Origin of the sequence: Macrococcus bovicus, from assembly GCF_030376725.1 — a bacterium.
GTDB classification, from domain to species: Bacteria; Bacillota; Bacilli; order Staphylococcales; family Staphylococcaceae; genus Macrococcus; species Macrococcus bovicus.
Map to the genome: position 1 here is coordinate 1197180 of NZ_CP128470.1, position 17579 is coordinate 1214758.

20 protein-coding genes are annotated in these 17579 nt (G+C 45.7%); 2 read left to right on the top strand and 18 right to left on the bottom strand.

What is annotated here, in order from left to right; all coding sequences use genetic code 11:
- Positions 1–9: 9 nt before the first annotated feature.
- The 5 genes from QSV55_RS06530 to QSV55_RS06550 all read right to left on the bottom strand — a co-directional run bounded on the left by QSV55_RS06530 (position 10) and on the right by QSV55_RS06550 (position 4335).
- The gene (locus QSV55_RS06530) at positions 10–417 is read right to left on the bottom strand and encodes a Fur family transcriptional regulator (RefSeq protein WP_289649562.1); all 408 of its coding nucleotides are present in this window, start codon (positions 415–417) and stop codon (positions 10–12) included.
- On the bottom strand, positions 407–1255 hold the full coding sequence (locus QSV55_RS06535) for a metal ABC transporter permease (protein ID WP_289649563.1): 849 nt from the start codon (positions 1253–1255) through the stop codon (positions 407–409). The genes QSV55_RS06530 and QSV55_RS06535 overlap by 11 nt, the downstream gene beginning before the upstream one ends.
- Positions 1252–2016, bottom strand: a complete 765-nt coding sequence (locus tag QSV55_RS06540; RefSeq protein ID WP_133450758.1) for a metal ABC transporter ATP-binding protein — start codon at positions 2014–2016, stop codon at positions 1252–1254. The genes QSV55_RS06535 and QSV55_RS06540 overlap by 4 nt, the downstream gene beginning before the upstream one ends.
- 88 nt (positions 2017–2104) lie before the next feature.
- On the bottom strand, positions 2105–2995 hold the full coding sequence (locus tag QSV55_RS06545) for a deoxyribonuclease IV (protein WP_289649564.1): 891 nt from the start codon (positions 2993–2995) through the stop codon (positions 2105–2107).
- 11 nt (positions 2996–3006) lie between these two features.
- Entirely contained in the window at positions 3007–4335 is a 1329-nt protein-coding gene (locus QSV55_RS06550; protein ID WP_133450760.1) for a DEAD/DEAH box helicase, read from the bottom strand.
- 113 nt (positions 4336–4448) lie between these two features.
- Between QSV55_RS06550 and QSV55_RS06555 the strand changes: the two genes are divergently transcribed.
- On the top strand, positions 4449–5414 hold the full coding sequence (locus QSV55_RS06555) for a 4-hydroxy-3-methylbut-2-enyl diphosphate reductase (protein ID WP_133450761.1): 966 nt from the start codon (positions 4449–4451) through the stop codon (positions 5412–5414).
- 28 nt (positions 5415–5442) lie between these two features.
- Here QSV55_RS06555 and QSV55_RS06560 read toward each other — a convergent pair whose 3' ends face one another.
- From QSV55_RS06560 to QSV55_RS06590, 7 genes are all read right to left on the bottom strand, one after another.
- The gene (locus QSV55_RS06560; protein ID WP_289649565.1) at positions 5443–6528 is read right to left on the bottom strand and encodes a Nif3-like dinuclear metal center hexameric protein; all 1086 of its coding nucleotides are present in this window, start codon (positions 6526–6528) and stop codon (positions 5443–5445) included.
- Complete coding sequence (locus QSV55_RS06565; RefSeq protein ID WP_289649566.1) at positions 6518–7195, bottom strand: tRNA (adenine(22)-N(1))-methyltransferase; 678 nt, start codon at positions 7193–7195, stop codon at positions 6518–6520. Before QSV55_RS06565 ends, QSV55_RS06560 begins: the two co-directional genes overlap by 11 nt.
- A gap of 55 nt (positions 7196–7250) precedes the next feature.
- Entirely contained in the window at positions 7251–7610 is a 360-nt protein-coding gene (locus QSV55_RS06570) for a c-type cytochrome (RefSeq protein WP_289649567.1), read from the bottom strand.
- A gap of 82 nt (positions 7611–7692) precedes the next feature.
- Positions 7693–8784, bottom strand: coding sequence for an RNA polymerase sigma factor RpoD (rpoD, locus tag QSV55_RS06575; RefSeq protein WP_289649568.1), 1092 nt, complete (start codon positions 8782–8784; stop codon positions 7693–7695).
- An 18-nt stretch (positions 8785–8802) separates the two neighbouring features.
- The gene (dnaG, locus tag QSV55_RS06580; protein ID WP_289649569.1) at positions 8803–10560 is read right to left on the bottom strand and encodes a DNA primase; all 1758 of its coding nucleotides are present in this window, start codon (positions 10558–10560) and stop codon (positions 8803–8805) included.
- Positions 10561–10572: 12 nt separating this feature from the next.
- Positions 10573–11394, bottom strand: coding sequence for a pyruvate, water dikinase regulatory protein (locus QSV55_RS06585; protein WP_289649570.1), 822 nt, complete (start codon positions 11392–11394; stop codon positions 10573–10575).
- Between the two features lie 10 nt (positions 11395–11404).
- Positions 11405–12037, bottom strand: coding sequence for a helix-turn-helix transcriptional regulator (locus QSV55_RS06590; protein ID WP_133450768.1), 633 nt, complete (start codon positions 12035–12037; stop codon positions 11405–11407).
- 273 nt (positions 12038–12310) lie between these two features.
- Here QSV55_RS06590 and QSV55_RS06595 point away from each other — a divergent pair, with 273 nt between their 5' ends.
- Positions 12311–13696 carry a glycine--tRNA ligase gene (locus tag QSV55_RS06595; RefSeq protein ID WP_133450769.1) on the top strand — a complete coding sequence of 462 codons (1386 nt, stop codon included), beginning with the start codon at positions 12311–12313 and terminating at the stop codon, positions 13694–13696.
- Between the two features lie 39 nt (positions 13697–13735).
- Here QSV55_RS06595 and recO read toward each other — a convergent pair whose 3' ends face one another.
- The 6 genes from recO to QSV55_RS06625 are packed head-to-tail and all read right to left on the bottom strand — an operon-like array spanning position 13736 to position 17544.
- Complete coding sequence (recO, locus tag QSV55_RS06600) at positions 13736–14470, bottom strand: DNA repair protein RecO (RefSeq protein WP_289649571.1); 735 nt, start codon at positions 14468–14470, stop codon at positions 13736–13738.
- The gene (era, locus tag QSV55_RS06605) at positions 14470–15369 is read right to left on the bottom strand and encodes a GTPase Era (RefSeq protein ID WP_133450771.1); all 900 of its coding nucleotides are present in this window, start codon (positions 15367–15369) and stop codon (positions 14470–14472) included. The genes recO and era overlap by 1 nt, the downstream gene beginning before the upstream one ends.
- Complete coding sequence (gene cdd / locus QSV55_RS06610) at positions 15369–15773, bottom strand: cytidine deaminase (protein ID WP_133450772.1); 405 nt, start codon at positions 15771–15773, stop codon at positions 15369–15371. Before cdd ends, era begins: the two co-directional genes overlap by 1 nt.
- Before the next feature lie 12 nt (positions 15774–15785).
- Positions 15786–16136 carry a diacylglycerol kinase family protein gene (locus tag QSV55_RS06615; protein WP_289649572.1) on the bottom strand — a complete coding sequence of 117 codons (351 nt, stop codon included), beginning with the start codon at positions 16134–16136 and terminating at the stop codon, positions 15786–15788.
- Positions 16136–16600, bottom strand: a complete 465-nt coding sequence (gene ybeY, locus QSV55_RS06620; protein WP_133450774.1) for an rRNA maturation RNase YbeY — start codon at positions 16598–16600, stop codon at positions 16136–16138. Before ybeY ends, QSV55_RS06615 begins: the two co-directional genes overlap by 1 nt.
- Positions 16600–17544 carry a PhoH family protein gene (locus tag QSV55_RS06625; RefSeq protein WP_133450775.1) on the bottom strand — a complete coding sequence of 315 codons (945 nt, stop codon included), beginning with the start codon at positions 17542–17544 and terminating at the stop codon, positions 16600–16602. Before QSV55_RS06625 ends, ybeY begins: the two co-directional genes overlap by 1 nt.
- Positions 17545–17579: the final 35 nt, after the last annotated feature.

The window sequence follows — 17579 nt, forward strand, 5'->3', positions numbered from 1 at the left end:
CTTCCTTTTTTAATGGCACTTTTCACATAATCCGTAGACTTCAATCTTATGGCTTTTAATTTCAACACCTGGCAGTTCTGATTTGAATGTATCCATCGGACAGTAGTCAATCACTTTTGTCTGGCCACAGGATTCACAGATAAAGTGATGATGATGGTGCTTTGTACATGATAGTCTGAACTGCTTTTCATTATTCCATTCTGTCGCTTCAACAATGCCCAGTTCCGCAAAAAGATGAAGGTTACGATAGACAGTATCAAATGAAATACCCGGATAAGTCCGATGCATCTCAAGCTGCACCTGCTTAGCTGTGATGTATTTGTCTGCCTCAGCAAAAATTGTAATCATATCACGTCTTTTATCTGTATACTTATAACCATTCTCTTTTAATATATGGATAGCTTCTTCAGTTTTCATCCAGCATTCCTCCTTGTTCTCGTTTTTTCTGATAAAGAATGGCACAAAGCAGGATGACGATGAGGAGTAAAACGATGACGCCTCCTGGTGAGATATTAAGGTAAAAAGCAAAAATCAAGCCTAAAATCACTGAGCCTTCTCCGAAAATGACACTCCATAACATCAGTTCCTTGTAGCCTCTCGCAAATCTCATCGCACTTGCAACGGGCAATGTGATCAGACTGCTGACCAGCAGAATGCCGACGATGCGCATAGAGGCCGAAATAACAAGGGCGACCATCAGCATGAAAAGAACATGCAGATATTTAGGAACACCGATAATCTGAGCATATTCCTCGTCGAACGAGAGCATAAACAGCTCTTTATATAGCAGGAAGATAAATAAGACGACGATAATGAATATAGCAACGATTGTTAACAGATCAGCAAGTGTGACTGCACTGATACTGCCGAATAAGTAGCCGAACAGGTCCTGGTTAAAGCCATCAGCAAGTGAAATAAAGACAACGCTGAGACCGATACCCAGTGACATAATGATCGGAATCGACAGTTCCTGGTAGTGCTTATAAACACTTCGCAGTCTTTCAATAAGCAGAGCGCCTGTCACTGAAAACAGGATGCCGAACCATATGGGACTGATGGCGATAGGTGCAAGCCACTTTGCGACCAGCATACCAAACGAAATACCGCCGAGCGTGACATGACTGAGCGCATCCGCAATCAGAGACAACCTTCTGACTACGATAAACGTCCCGATCAACGGCGCAAGAATACCGATCAGCATACCACAGAGAAATGAATAGCGCATAAAATCAAAGTGAAGAAGTGCATCGATCATAAACAACACTCCCTGTCATGACTATGGTCAACAAACTGAATCGGGTGGCCGTATATCTTAGAGATTTCCACCTCGTCCAGCGATTTAAACTGCTGGACTGTACCGTGAAAATGCAGATGCTGGTTTAAGCAGGCCACATTAGTTGCCGTATCAGCAACGACACCGATGTCGTGCGTAACCATCAGAATGGTGATTCCTTCAGACTTCAGTCGCGTCAGCAGCTGATAGAAATCTGCGACATGTTTGGCATCAATACCGACAGTGGGTTCATCCAGGATCAAGATGCTCGGGTTCGATATCAGCGCTCTTGCTATAAAGACGCGCTGCTGCTGACCGCCCGATAATTGTGAGATATTCTTTTCAGCCAGATGCCCGATATTTAAGCGCGTCATCATATCGTTGACCCGCTCACGGTCTTCTTTCTTAAAGCGCTGAAACAGTTTCTTCTCCTGAATCAAGCCGCTTAAGATGACTTCTCGCACAGACGCAGGAAATCCTGTATTGCCAGAATTCGCTTTCTGCGAGACATAGCCAATCCGCTCTGATTTCTGCTGGTTCAAGGGTTCTCCGTTAACAAGGATCTCACCTGTCTGGAGCTGCAGAATGCCAAGGATCAGCTTAAGCAGTGTCGACTTACCTGACCCGTTCGGTCCGACGATAGCCAGAAAATCTCCCGGGTAAATTTTCAGATTGATATCCTGAAGTGCTTTTTTGTCCGGATAACGATAATCCACATGTTTAACTTCAAATACAGGTTCCATTGGTCACCTCTCTATTTTCCAGTACCATCTATCTTAATGTAAATCGTAATGAAAACGCAAGGATGAAATCTCATCCTTGCGTAAAAATTTATTGCGCCATTATCTTCTCGAGTAACGACGGGTCGAAGTCACCACGCTTGATCATATCGATTTCAAAGCGATAAGGCGGCTTCTTATTTTTTTTATCTTCTCCGACATACGGGGTCTCGAGAATCTTCGGGATGCTGCTGAAAGCTTCATGTTTAACGATACGTTCTAATGCTTCAAAACCGATTTCACCGAAACCGAAGTTCGCGTGCCGGTCTTTACGTGCCCCGCGGACATTTTTACTGTCATTAACATGAACCACCTTGATACGCTCAAGCCCGACGATACGGTCGAACTCTGCTAAGACACCGTCAAAGTCATTCACGATATCATAACCTGCATCATGAACGTGACACGTATCGAAGCAGACCGATAATCTTTCATTATGATTGACGCCGTCTATTATCTGGGCCAGTTCTTCAAATGTCTTGCCGCATTCAGAGCCTTTGCCCGCCATCGTTTCAAGTGCGATACGTACATCATTCTGATTGGTCAGCACTTCGTTCAGGCCTTCGATAATTTTCTGGATGCCGGCCTCTTCACCCGCACCGACATGAGCCCCTGGATGCAGCACGATATCCTTGGCACCGAGCGCTTCTGTCCGTTCAATCTCCTTCTGCAGGAATTCGACGCCCAGTCCGAAGACTTCAGGTTTAACGGTGTTGGCAATGTTGATGATGTAAGGTGCGTGGACGACGATGTCGGACAGTCCATTTGCCTTCATATGTGTCAGACCTGCGTCAATATTCAAGTCCTCCACCGGTTTTCTTCTTGTGTTCTGCGGTGCCCCTGTATAGATCATAAAAGTGGAGGCACCGTATGATGCTGCTTCTTCCGCTGCCGCAAGCAGCATTTTTTTCCCACTCATCGACACATGTGAACCTATAAGCATCGACTATCCTCCTATTTCTTACGTGCTTCTTTATTACGTCGCTTTGCAAATGATTTCTTCTCATTACGTTTAAGCTGATCCAGCTCATAACGGAATTTCCGTTTATAACCCGGCTTCACCTTCTTTTTGCTTTTCACTTTATGTTTCAGCTTCTGTTCGATATTGTCTTCCTGTTTCTTACGTCCGGAACGCTGTGTGCGGTCCTTGATTTCCTTCAGTTCACCTGATTTTGTATCAGCATGGATGAAAGTGAATCCTTTTTTCTCAATCTGATTGATGAGATCTTCTTCTTCAGGTGTATAGAGTGTAATCGCAGTCCCTTTATAATTACCACGGCCTGTTCGTCCGACGCGGTGAGTAAAGAAATCAATGTCCTGCGAGATATCATAGTTGATGACATGGCTGACGCCTTCAATATCAATCCCACGTGAAGCAAGGTCTGACGCCACGACAAACTGGAAATCCAGCTGTTTGATACGTTTCATCTGCTGGACGCGTTCCCGAGGCGTTAATCCGCCGTGAATAATACCTGCCTTGATGCCCTGCTCTGCCAGATAATTCAGCACTTCATCAGCACGTTCCCGGCTGTTGGCAAAAATGATACAGAGATAAGGATTGATGGTCGACATCACTTCAACAAGTTTTTCTTTTTTATCGTTTGATTTAGTCGGAATAAGGAAAAACTCAATATTTTTATTCGTCTTCTCCATCGGGTCAATCTCGACGAATTCCGGCTGCGTCAAATATTTGTTCAGGAAAGGATGGAGTGCTTTCGGTATCGTTGCTGAGAAGACTGCGATCTGTGCATCTTCCCCGAGACGCGCGGCAATTGAGTCAACCATCGGCATGAAGCCAAGGTCAATCATTAAATCCGCTTCATCAATAACGATGGACTTGGCAAGGTGCAGTTTCAGGGCATACTCTTCTGCCATATCATTGATGCGGTTCGGCGTGCCGATGATCAGCTGAGGTTCAATTTTAGATTTCTGGATGTCTTTCTGTTTATCCGTGCCACCGATATAAAGCCCTGCTTTGATTTCTGCCTTAAAGCTCAGCAGATGCTGTGCTGCATCGTACAGCTGCTTCGCAAGTTCACGCGTAGGCGCGAGTATGATGACCTGCGGCTCATGCACAGACGGATCAATGCGGTCGATCAACGGCAGCAGGAACGCATGTGATTTTCCTGTCCCAGTCTGAGATTGTCCGATTAAGTTTATACCTCTTATCAGTTTCGGAATGACACGTCTCTGGATTTCAGTGGGCTGATCAAAATTAAGATCTTTCACCGCTTCTATCAATTCAGATGAAAGTTCAAAATTTTCAAATGGATGTTTAGCCATTGTTATCCTCCTTTATTTCTTCATCTTTAGTATTATAGCGGAAAGTAGAGGTTAAAGATAGTTTAATTGCCGGGTTGAAATTGCTATACTGAAGACATAAGGAGGTCATCCATATGGATATCGTTAAAATTACACCTCGTGGCTACTGTTACGGCGTTGTCGATGCGATGGTTATCGCCCGCAATGCGTCGCTCGACAAGAATCTGCCACGTCCTATATATATTCTCGGCATGATTGTACACAACAAACACGTCACGGATGCTTTTGAAAGTGATGGCATTATCACGCTGGACGGTCCGAACAGACTGGAAATTCTTGAGAAGATTGATTCGGGGACGGTCATCTTCACCGCGCATGGTGTCTCACCGGAAGTCAAGAAACGCGCAAAGGAAAAAGGGCTTGTCTGCATCGATGCCACCTGCCCGGATGTAGAGAATACACACGCCCTTATCCGCAGCAAAAAGGCGGACGGTTACCATGTCATCTATATCGGTAAAAAGGGGCACCCGGAACCTGAAGGTGCGGTCGGCGTCGCCCCTGATATTGTCCATCTCGTTGAGAATACGAATGATATTATGGCGCTTGATGATGCACTGAAAGACCATAAACTGATTGTAACGAATCAGACGACGATGTCACAATGGGATGTGTCCCATCTGATGGTCGAACTGCAGAAAAAATTTCCGCATATCGAAGTTCATAAAGAAATCTGTCTCGCGACACAGGTGCGTCAGGAAGCTGTAGCGAATCAGGCTGACCAGGCTGATATTCTGATCGTTGTCGGTGACCCGAAAAGCAATAACTCGAACCGCCTCGCTCAGGTCTCCCAGGAAATCGCGCATACAGAAGCCTACCGGATCTCTGACATCAGTGAGCTGAAATTAGAATGGCTCAGCGGCAAACAAACCGTTGCTGTGACTGCCGGCGCCTCGACACCGACGCCTATCGTCAAAGAGGTCATTGATTTCATCGCGGCCTACAATCCAGCGGAACCTGCTCCGCTGCCCGCTGCATCTGCAGTACCGACTGAGAAGATTCTGCCTAAAATCAAGAATCCGAAACCCGTGCAGACATTATAAAAAACATTCGTCAAATGACGAATGTTTTTTATATGGCCTTAAATGGATTAGTAGCATGTTCAGATGCCTCGACCTGCGTGCAGCCAAATGACTGCAGCAAGTCTCTTAGGCCTGCAATCATGACCTGCTCAGAATAATGCTCGATATCGGCGGTCAGAAGACCTGTCATCAATAAATCATGGGCCTCGTGGTATTTAATATCACCTGTCAGAAATAAGTCAACACCCGTCGCGGCCACTTCTTTCATATAACTGACACCTGCCCCGCTGATAATGCCGACGGTGCTAATCATTTTACTGCTGTCCCCGATGATTCTGAGCGTCTGGATACCAAGCTGCTCTTTAACGTGCAGCAGCCATTCCTCAGCCTTCATACCGCGCTCCAGTTCTCCGCGGATACCTGTACCGAACTGATCCGTCACCTTGAAGCGGTAAATATCATAGGCTGGCTCCTCGTAAGGATGTGCAGTATGAATGGTCGCTTCCACTTGCTGCTGCAGATGAGGTTCGAAGACACATTCAAGCTTGATCTCATCCACCACTTCAAGCTGATTGCTCGTGCCTATATAAGGCGAAGCTGATTCATTCGGTCTGAACTGGCCTTGTCCTTCCAGCTGGAAGAAGCAGTCGCTGTAATCACCGATCCGGCCGACACCAGCTTCTGCCAGTGCTCGTTTCAATGGCTCTGCATGTTCATGTGGCACAAAGATCTGCAGCTTAGCCATCTCCCGCTCAGCCGGCAGCAGAATCTGCTGCTTTGTCAGCCCGATTTTGTCAGCAATCATGGCGCTGACCCCTCTATTATATGCATCCAGATTCGTATGCATGGCAATCAGCTGAATATCGTTTTTAATCAGAGCATGGATCACAGCGCCGTAGCCTTTATTCTCAATTCTTTTGATGCCGGAGAAAATAAGCGGATGATGGGCGATGATGGTGTTACAGTGCTTCGCTACTGCTTCCTGCACGACTTCGAGTGTACAGTCGAGTGTCGTCAGGATACCTGTCACTTCACTCGACATATCACCGATTAAAAGTCCGACATTATCCCAGCTTTCTGCTTTACTGAAAGGAATCTCAGCATCAATCTTTCCTAAAAGCTCTCTAATCTGCAAAATGGATCACCTCCTGATAAAGTTGCAGCTGTCTTTCGATCTCCTCTTTTTTCTTATACTGTGCGGGTAGTTCTTTAATCGTCTCAAGAATAGCAGTGAGATGCCGGTATTCCTTCTGCCATTTTTCGTTGAACGTCTCTGACTGTTCCTGCAGCAGCAAGGGACCGAACTTCATTTCCGCTTCTGTCAGTGACATCACACCCTCCTCAGCAACAATGATCTCATAGATATGCTTTTTCTCCTTGAGGATATCTTCAGCGATAATCTTGTAGCCAAGCGTCTGCAAGGCCTGTCTGACCGCCTCTGAATGAATATTGCTCTGCAGAATCAGCCGGGGTCTCGAGGCAAGCTTTGCACGACCGCTCAGCAGAATATCACTGATTAAAGGGCCGCCCATCCCACAGATGGTGATGCAATCGACTTCACCGCTGTCGATGACTTCCAGTCCTGAGCCCAGACGCACCTGAATCTTGTCAGCGAGGCCTTCACTCCGGACATTGCGGACCGCCGCCTGAAACGGACCTTCGACCACCTCACCTGCTACTGCCCGCTCTATTCTCTGCTGCTCTACCAGATAGATGGGCAGATAGGCGTGATCTGAACCGATATCTGCCACTGACGTCCCTGTTACATAGTCTGCTACTTTCATAAGTCTTGTCCCAATCATAGAATACTCCTAACAAAAAAATCTTTTGCCGCGGCAAAAGATTTTTTTAGTTTTATTATTTTGCTTCTTTTAAGTACTTCACGAGTGTATCAAGGTCTTTATCAGCAATAACTGACTCATCATGAGCCGGCATTGCACCTTTACCTTCACGAATGATTTTTTTCATTTCTTCAGGTTTTTTGGTGTTGCCTGCTAATTTTGGACCCATTGCACCTTCAAGGTTCTGACCGTGACAAGAAGTACAGTTATCTTTAGCGAAAGCTGCTGCATCAAACTTCTGTTCAGTTTTTGCGCCACCTTCTCCACCTTCAGCATTTTCTTTTTCTTGATTAGCTGCTTGAGCTGACATGAAGAAAATTAAACCTACGCCCATAAGTAGGATTAAAATGAATGGAACAACTGGATTACGATTCATTAAATTTTACCTCCCTTTATAGTGACCATATACATATCTATTTTATATTAAAAATGCGCATTGTCAAAGTCTTTTCACAATTTTAATCCATAAAGTCTTTGAGCCGTTTACTTCTTGATGGATGGCGAAGTTTACGCAGTGCCTTCGCTTCAATCTGACGGATACGTTCACGTGTCACGCCAAAGACTTTCCCCACTTCTTCAAGCGTGCGCGTGCGTCCGTCATCAAGGCCGAAGCGTAGACGCAGCACGTTCTCCTCACGGTCAGTCAATGTGTCAAGCACATCCTCCAGCTGTTCTTTCAGCAGCTCATAGGCAGCGTGATCTGCCGGACTCTGAGCGTCCTGGTCTTCGATAAAATCACCTAAATGAGAGTCATCTTCTTCACCGATAGGCGTCTCCAGTGAGACAGGTTCCTGGGCAATCTTCAGAATTTCTCTGACTTTTTCAGGTGGCAGATCCATTTCCTCACCGATTTCTTCCGGTGAAGGATCGCGACCTAAATCCTGCAGTAACTGACGCTGTACACGGATGAGTTTATTGATGGTTTCCACCATATGAACAGGAATCCGAATGGTACGGGCCTGGTCGGCAATGGCACGCGTGATCGCCTGACGGATCCACCACGTCGCATAAGTGGAGAATTTGAATCCTTTAGTGAAGTCAAATTTCTCTACCGCTTTGATGAGACCCATATTACCTTCCTGAATTAAGTCAAGAAACAGCATGCCACGGCCGACATAACGTTTAGCGATGCTGACAACAAGACGTAAGTTCGCTTCAGCAAGCCGTGCTTTCGCTTCTTCATCACCTTGTTCAATTCTTTTAGCGAGTTCAATTTCTTCTGCTGCACTTAACAGGTTCACACGGCCGATCTCCTTTAAATACATACGGACCGGATCATTGATTTTCACCCCTGGCGGCGCTGATAAATCATTCAGGTTGAGTTTTTCATCTGTATCCTGGGCATCTTTTTCATTGATTAAAGTAATGTCATTTTCAGTGATAGTATCAAAGAACTCATCCATCATATCTGCATCCATGTCGAAGTTCTGCAGCTTATCTGCAATCTCCTCATGGCTGAGCTGACCATTCTTTTTACCCGTCTCTATTAACTGTGCCTTAATCTGCTCTAATGAAAGAGCAACATCTGCTACGGTTTTCTTAACTGCCATACACGTTGCCTCCTAATATCACGACTGCTTTTTCTGTCGGTTCAATATAATAATCTGCTGCATAAGACGATTTCTGTTGTCTATATCGCCTTCCGCTACAGCCTGTTTCAATGCTTGTTTCAGTTCCTGAAGCGTTCGACGTTCCTCCTGCTGCGCGTGAATCACATATATATAGTCATTTATCTCCTCGATTGAAGGATGCTCATTGATCATCATGTCGTCTATAGAGATAACGTCACTATGTGCTTCAGCATTTATCCCTGAAAGAAACTGACTGATATGAAATTCATCCTCCGTAGTATAATACCCTGTTAGCGCCTGATATATCGCCTGATGCGCAGGCTTTTTAAAGTGATGGACCGTCAGTGCATCCTGCATCTTCGTAAATAACATCTTGTCCATGAAGAAATGCTTCAGCACCGTCCGTTCAGCGCGCTCCTGCTTGGAATATGACACCTGCTGAACAGGCCCGGTTACCACTTGTTCACGTTTTGGGATATATTTGGAAACCTCAAAATTAAGACTGTCAAAGTCCACTTTAAACAATTCGCTTGCTTCATGCAATATTTTTTTGCGCAAGGTGGGAGATTTGATCAGGCCGATATTGTGCATCACTTCATTGAGCTTCTGCTCATAAATCAGATCATTTGAAGCCACTTCATGGGTCATCTGTCTCATTTTGAAGCTGACAAAAGCGATCTTATTATGCTCCACATAATTGATAAACCGTTCCCGTCCCATCTCCCTGATCATCTCATCGGGGTCCATGTCTTTACGGAGCGGTACGACATATACATTACTGCCGGCGCTCAGAAGGGACTCACCCACGCTTAAGGTCGCTTCGACCCCTGCATGATCGCCGTCAAACATCAGCGTAATATTATCCGCGAGCTTTTTCAGCTGCAGCTGATGCTCCCGGCTGAGTGCCGTACCCATCGTCGCGATAGCGTTGGTCAGACCCGCCTGGTTCACCTTAATGACATCCATGAAGCCTTCCAGTAGCAGCACCTCATCCTGCTTGCGGATAGATTTGCGTGCAACATCCAGATGATAGAGCAGCTGTCTTTTCTGGAATATCGGGGTCTCAGGACTGTTCAGATATTTCGGCTGCTGATCCTTATAAGTCCTGCCGGAAAAACCTACCGTGTGGCCTTGTGCATTGTTGATGGGAAACATGATTCTGTCGCGGAATCTGTCGTAGTAAGTGAAATTCTCCTCGTTTCGGGACAAGAGGCCCGCTTCATAAGCGAGTGCTTTATCATATCCTCTTTTTTCGAGAAAGTCATTAGCAAAGTGACTGATATCGGGACTGTAGCCTATTTTCTCCTGATTGATCAGTTCATCAGTAAAGCCGCGGTCATAAAGATACTGGAGGGCGGGCTCTGCTTCTTTGATCGCTTTAAGCACATAATGATAATAATCACGCAGCAGTTCATGCATCTCAATCATCTTCATGTTGTCATTCGCGACAACGACCTTCTGTTCACCTGCTACTTCTATACCTACATTTTCACCGAGACGTCTGACCGCCTCGACAAATGAGATATTCTCAATCTGCTCTAAAAACTGAAAAACATTGCCTCCTTTTTTACAACCGAAGCAATGACAGATCTGTTTTTCAGGTGAGACTGAAAATGACGGGGTTTTTTCATCATGAAAGGGACATAAACCGACATAGTTTCGTCCCCTTTTTTCAAGTTTCACATATTGGCTGACCAGACTGAGAATATCATTTTTCTCTCTGATTTCATTGATTATTTCCTGATTGATTTGCAATGTGTCACCTACTTACTTAGAACTACTTCTTGCTGTGACGATCTTAATGATTTCATTCGCGGTTTCTTCTATCGCTTTGTTTGAGACGTCAATCACTGGACAGTCGATTCTTGAAACGATTTTCTCGAAGTAAGCGAGCTCTTCATGTATACGCTGATCCTGTGCATAGCTGGCATCATCGTTTAAGCCCAGCTGCATCAGCCTTTCCTTACGAATGGCATTCAGTTTCTCGGGATCGATTTTAAGTGCGATACATTTAGCCGGATCGATTTTAAATAGCAGCTCCGGTGGATCAACTTCCGGTACAAGAGGTACGTTCATCACTTTATATCGTTTATGCGCGAGGTACTGGCTAAGCGGTGTTTTCGAGGTTCTCGATACACCGATCAGCACGATGTCCGCCTTTGTCAGACCTCTCGGATCGCGGCCGTCATCATATTTAACCGCGAATTCTATCGCTTCAATTTTCTTGAAGTAATCCTCATCGAGCTTATGCACCATGCCCGGCTCATTTAACGGCTGTTCATTCAATTCTTCCGTCAGAATAGTCATGAGCGGTCCCATGATATCCACGTGTTTTAATTGATTTGCTTCCAGCTGCTCCTTCATATACTGGCGGATCGCCGGCTTGACGAGCGTATAGATAACAATGGACTGCTGTTCTTTGGCTATAGAGATCACTTCATCAACATTTTCAGGTGTTTCAATGTAAGGTAATCTGACAGTGTCAAGTGCCTTACCAAACTGATTGAACTGCGAAGTGCATGCTTTCGTGACAAGTTCAGCTGTTTCACCGACAGAGTCTGAGGCAATGATCAATCTGATTTCATCCATAATGTGTCTCCTATTCATCTTCTATCAGTGCGACAAAGGCACGTGTGATGGTTGTTTTCGTAATGCGGCCCGTCACTTCAAAAGCCGAGCCTTTCTGCGTGACGACAGGCAGCGAATCGATCTCCCGGTCGATGAGCAGATTGGCTGCATACAATAAGAGGTCATCCGGAAAGACCACCGCGATATTCGGCATGCGCGTCATGATGATATTGACAGGTGTCGCATGGACGTCCTGTCCGCCCATGGTCGCTCTCAGTAAATCTTTCCTTGAACAGATGCCCACCAGTTCATTCGCTTCATTCAGAATAAATAAAGTACCGACATCATCGAGAAACATCTTGGTGATGGCCTCATAAACAGAAACGTCTTCCTTGATTAAGGAAGGCAGTGATTGAAAATCTTTGACATAAAATTTCTTGATGGATTCTGATAACAGCTGTGTACTGGACTTACCCGTATAGAAATAACCGACGCGCGGTCTTGCATCCAGGTAACCTGCCATGGTCAGAATCGCGAGGTCCGGTCTTAAAGTCGCACGAGTTAGACTGAGCTGTTCAGCTATCTTCTCACCGGTGATGGGGCCATTGTTTTTAACGATTTGCAGTATTTTATTCTGCCTTGTGTTCAGTTCGATAGTCAGCACCCCTATTAAGACATAATTAGATAAATATATTATACGACTTAAATGCGTTAAAAACAATCAATCGACATAAATATTGTCCTCTATAAAAAAACATGATATATTCTTTGTAAGCGAGTTAAGGATGGTGCAAGCTTAACACTGAATTGGCCTGATGAGTTGAATAGTAAAGATGAGTGGAAACACTAATTTGGGTGGAACCGCGGGTAAAATATACTCGTCCCAAGGCCTTGGCCTTGGGACTTTTTTTATCCGCTAAAATTACAGGAGGTATTTATTATGACAAACATGGAAACAATCGTAGCATTAGCAAAACATCGCGGCTTTGTATTTCCAGGGAGTGAGATCTACGGCGGTCTTGCAAACACCTGGGACTACGGCCCACTCGGCGTTGAACTGAAGAACAACGTCAAAAAAGCATGGTGGCAGAAGTTTATCCAGCAGTCGCCTTATAACGTCGGACTGGATGCGGCTATTCTGATGAATCCTAAGACATGGGAAGCAAGCGGCCACCTTGCAAACTTCAATGATCCGATGATTGATAATAAGGACTCTAAAATCCGTTATCGTGCTGATAAACTGATTGAAGACTACATGCATGCTCAAGGTGATGAACATTTTATCGCTGACGGTATGAGCTTTGAGGAGATGAAGCAGTTCATCGATGAGAAAGGTATCGTATGTGCAGAATCCGGGACGGCGAACTGGACAGATATCCGTCAGTTCAACCTGATGTTCAAGACATTCCAGGGTGTCACTGAGAATTCAACAAACGAAATCTTCCTACGTCCTGAGACCGCACAAGGTATCTTCGTCAACTATAAGAATGTGCAGCGTTCAATGCGTAAAAAGCTGCCGTTCGGTATCGGTCAGATCGGTAAGTCATTCCGTAATGAGATCACACCCGGTAACTTCACTTTCCGTACACGTGAATTTGAACAGATGGAACTTGAATTCTTCTGCAAACCCGGAACAGAAATCGAATGGCAGAACTACTGGAAAGATTTCGCAGCGAACTGGCTGAAAACACTCGGCATCAAAGAAGAAAACACCAAGCTTCGTGATCACGATGAAGATGAGCTGTCTCACTATTCAAATGCGACAACAGACATCGAATATAAATTCCCGTTCGGCTGGGGTGAATTATGGGGTATTGCGAGCCGTACAGATTTCGACCTGAGAAAACATATGGAACATTCAGGCGACGACTTCACATACCATGACCCAGAGACAAATGAAAAATATTTACCGTATGTCATCGAGCCTTCTCTCGGTGCGGATCGTGTGACGCTCGCTTTCCTATGCGATGCCTATACTGAAGAAAAACTGGAAGGTGATGATACACGTACTGTTATGCGTTTCCACCCAGCTCTTGCACCTTATAAAGCAGCGATTCTGCCGCTCAGCAAAAAACTGTCTCAAGATGCTTTGAAAGTTTTTGAGGAACTGAGTGCAGATTTCAACATCGACTTTGATGAAAGTCAGTCAATCGGGAAACGCTACCGTCGTCAGGATGAAATCGGTACTCCATACTGCATTACATTTGATTTCGATTCTCTGGAAGATCATCAAGTCACTGTCCGCGACCGTGATACAATGGAACAGATTCGCATGCCGATCTCAGAAGTGAAGCACTTCTTAAGTGAAAAAATTAAATTTTAACCGAAAAGAACGTCAGACTATAAAAGTCTGACGTTCTTTTTAGAGCTGTTCAAGTATTTTACGTGATTTCAGATAGACACCTGTATACTCATCATACATCTTGAAGACCAGGCGCTCCATCTCTTTAATCGTGTCCTTGTTGATATTGATCTGACTGAACTGCTCCAGCGGCAGATGGATGAACAGGTTCAATACATAAAGTGCTCGACTTGAGACGGGAATCGCGTGAATATCCTGTGCAAGCTGCCCCGCTGTGAGAACACTGTTATATTTAAACGAATAAGCAGTGAAAGCCTGCGCATCAGTTGACTGGTCGATTTCACTCCTATTGAAATTAGGCTGATAACCATATAATCGCATCATTTTGAGACTGACAATGAGCGCGATGACAGCCGGATCATGTCCCTCAGAAATCTTATCCAGTCCAAACTTGAGCAGCGTATAACAGAACCTGTTCTCATCCTCCTCATCAAGCGACCGGTCAATCAGCTCGGCAATATACTGGGCATAGGTCAATGAGTAGAGGTCATTTCTAAGTGCATAATGACTGTTAAATGTATCGACAGAGGTCAGTGTCCCCATCCCCTTGAACTGTGAGAAAATAAACAGGTTCTCATAAAACAGGTCGAGTGATGAACCCCATTTCTTGGATTTGCGTGCATTTCTTGCCATCACTGCAATTTTACGGCCATGTTCGGCAAGAAAAGTAATAATTAAATGAGAATCACCGTAAGGAACCCGTCTTAAGACGATGCCATTCACTTTATTCAGCATTAATACTCGTCTTCACGATAACCGATCTGTCTGATGAAGTTCGGCTTATTGCGCCAGTCTTTCTGAACCTTTACCCATAGTTCAAGATAGACTTTTGAACCTAGCAGACGTTCGATATCCTGACGGGCCCGGATGCCGATTTCCTTCAGCATCTTGCCCTGCTTGCCGATGACGATGCCTTTTTGAGAGTCGCGTTCAACATAGATGGTCGCCTCGACATGCACCTTGTCATCATCCTGCCGGAGCATCTTCTCAACGTTCACGCCGATTGCATGGGGAATCTCCTGGCTGGTCAGATGGAGGGCCTTCTCCCTGATCAGTTCCGCGACGATGAAATGTTCCGGGTGATCGGAAATCTGGTCCTTAGGGTAGTACATAGGGCCGGGCGGCAGGTAACCGCTGATCACCTCAACTAATGTATCAACATTGTTGCCCTGTAAGGCGGAAATCGGCACGATCTCAGCGAACGGCAGCAAGTCTTTGTATTTCTCTATCTCTGTAATCAGCTCATCCGGATGAATCAGGTCGATTTTATTCAGCACCAGAAAGACCGGTGTCTTACTGTTTTTCAGCATCTCGATGATAAACTCATCACCGCGGCCGATGCTTTCTTCAACATTCACCATAAAGAGAATCGCATCCACTTCACGCAGCGTATTCTTTGCCACTTTCATCATGTAGTCACCGAGGACGTGCTTCGGTTTATGAATGCCGGGTGTATCGATAAAAATAATCTGGGCGTCATCTGTCGTCAGGACACCCTGAACTTTGTTGCGTGTGGTCTGCGCCTTATCGGACATGATCGCGACCTTCTGCCCGAGCACGCGGTTCATAAAAGTGGATTTTCCTACATTGGGGCGTCCGATAATCGCCACAAACCCCGATTTAAAAGCTGTCATTAATTCAGATCCTTTCCTGAGAAACCAAGCGGCAGTAAGTCTGCTACTGTTCTCTCAATGACATCACCGTTATGATTAGTCAGATAGACCGGCATGTCATCGTCACATAATTCATTGATTACCTGACGGCAGGCACCGCAGGGAGAAGAAGGCTTATCTGTATCGGTCGTCACTACGATAGCGGCAAAATCACCTGGCCGGTAGCCCTTCGCAACTGCTGAGACCAGGGCTGTCCGTTCTGCACAGATAGCTTCGCCGTATGCCGCATTTTCTACATTACAGCCGTGAAATGCCGTGCCATCTTTCGCAATCAGATAGGCGCCGACATTAAACTTTGAGTAAGGGGTGTAAGCATTCTTCTGCGCTTTTCTTACTTCTTCGTACCATTCCTGTTTAAATTCCATGTTATTTCCTCCTTAAGCTGCAAGCAGCATTAATATATAAGGGATAAAGATGATCAGACCGATCAATGCACTCATGAAGCTGGCCAGCACGACTGCGAATGCAGCGGTATCTTTGGCGTGTTTCGCCAGCTCATGATAGTCCTCCGTCACAAGGTCCACCACAAATTCGACTGATGTATTCAGCACCTCAGCAACAAGCACGGTGAAGATGGCAATGATGATGAACAGCCATTCTAGCGTCGTCAATCTGAAAAAAAGGCCCGCCAGTATGACAATCAGAGCAGCAAGTAAATGCAGAATAAAATTGCGGTCTTTCTTCAGCAGAGTCAGCAGACCCTGCAGCGGATAAATAAAGCGTTTCATCATCGGTCTCGCGTCAGCCCGTAAGCGGCTAAAATAGCGTCCTGACGCCCGAACATGATTTTCTCTTCCTCTTCTGTCATATGATCGTAACCCAGCAGGTGCAGCAATCCATGCAGCGACAGAAAGCCGAGTTCGCGCTCAAAAGAATGGCCGTAGTCCTGCGCCTGTTCTTTGGCACGTTCAATACAGATAATAATGTCACCTAGCACTCTGATTTCTGAAGGGTCTTCGAAATCCTCCTCACCTTCTTCGAGTGCGAAGCTGATCACATCTGTGACGCTGTCCTTATCGCGGTACTGACGATTGATCTCCTGGATCTCCTCACTGGTCACAAACGACACAGCGACTTCTGCTTCTTCTGTGATGCCTTCTTCTTCTGCCGCAAACTGCAGCAATGCTTCTACTTCCGGCAGAAACGCCGGTTCAATCGTCTGTTGTTCATCAATAAATTCAACTGTCAGCATTATTCATCACCTTCATATGCTTTAATTATTTTTCCGACCAGTGGATGGCGGACAACATCTGCTGATTCAAATTCCTGGATTGCGATGCCCGGCACATGGCTGAGGCGGGCTTCAGCTTCAACCAGGCCGCTTTTCGTATTCTTCGGCAGGTCGATCTGTGTCTTATCGCCCGTGATGACCATTTTAGAGCCGAAGCCGAGACGGGTTAAGAACATCTTCATCTGGGCATGGGTCGTGTTCTGCGCTTCATCGAGTATGATAAAGGCATCATCAAGTGTGCGGCCACGCATATAGGCAAGCGGCGCAACTTCAATGACACCGCGCTCTATCAGGCGTGCTGTCTGCTCTGCTCCAAGAACATGATGGAGACCGTCATAGAGAGGACGGAGATAAGGATCCACCTTCTCCTTCAAATCCCCCGGCAGAAAGCCCAGTGACTCACCCGCTTCAACGGCCGGCCGTGTCAGTACAATACGCTTGACCTTGCCTGCACGCAGACTTTTAGCCGCCATCACAACCGCGAGAAATGTCTTCCCTGTCCCCGCAGGCCCGATGCCGAAGACCAGGTCATTTTTCTTGATCTGATGCACATAAAGTCGTTGCCCCATTGTTTTGGCGCGAATAGACTTGCCGAATGCATCCTTCGTTATCTCTTCATCGTAGAGATCTGTCAAGTAGTGCACTGTCCCTTTCTCAGCCATCCGGGCAGCTGACTGGACATCTTTTAATGAGATGTTCATCCCTTTTTGAATCACCTTCAATAAGTTAACGATGACAGCCTCAGCTTTTTCAACGTCTTCTTCATCTCCGCTGACCGTCACCTGACCGCCACGTGTATGAATCTCCACATTGAAAGCTTCTTCCAGGTAACTGATATGTTCATCGTGGTTACCTAAAAGGGCCTGCGCTTCATTAACATCTTCTATACCAATTGTCTGTGGCATTCAAAAACTCCTTTATGATTGATTACTTTAAATTT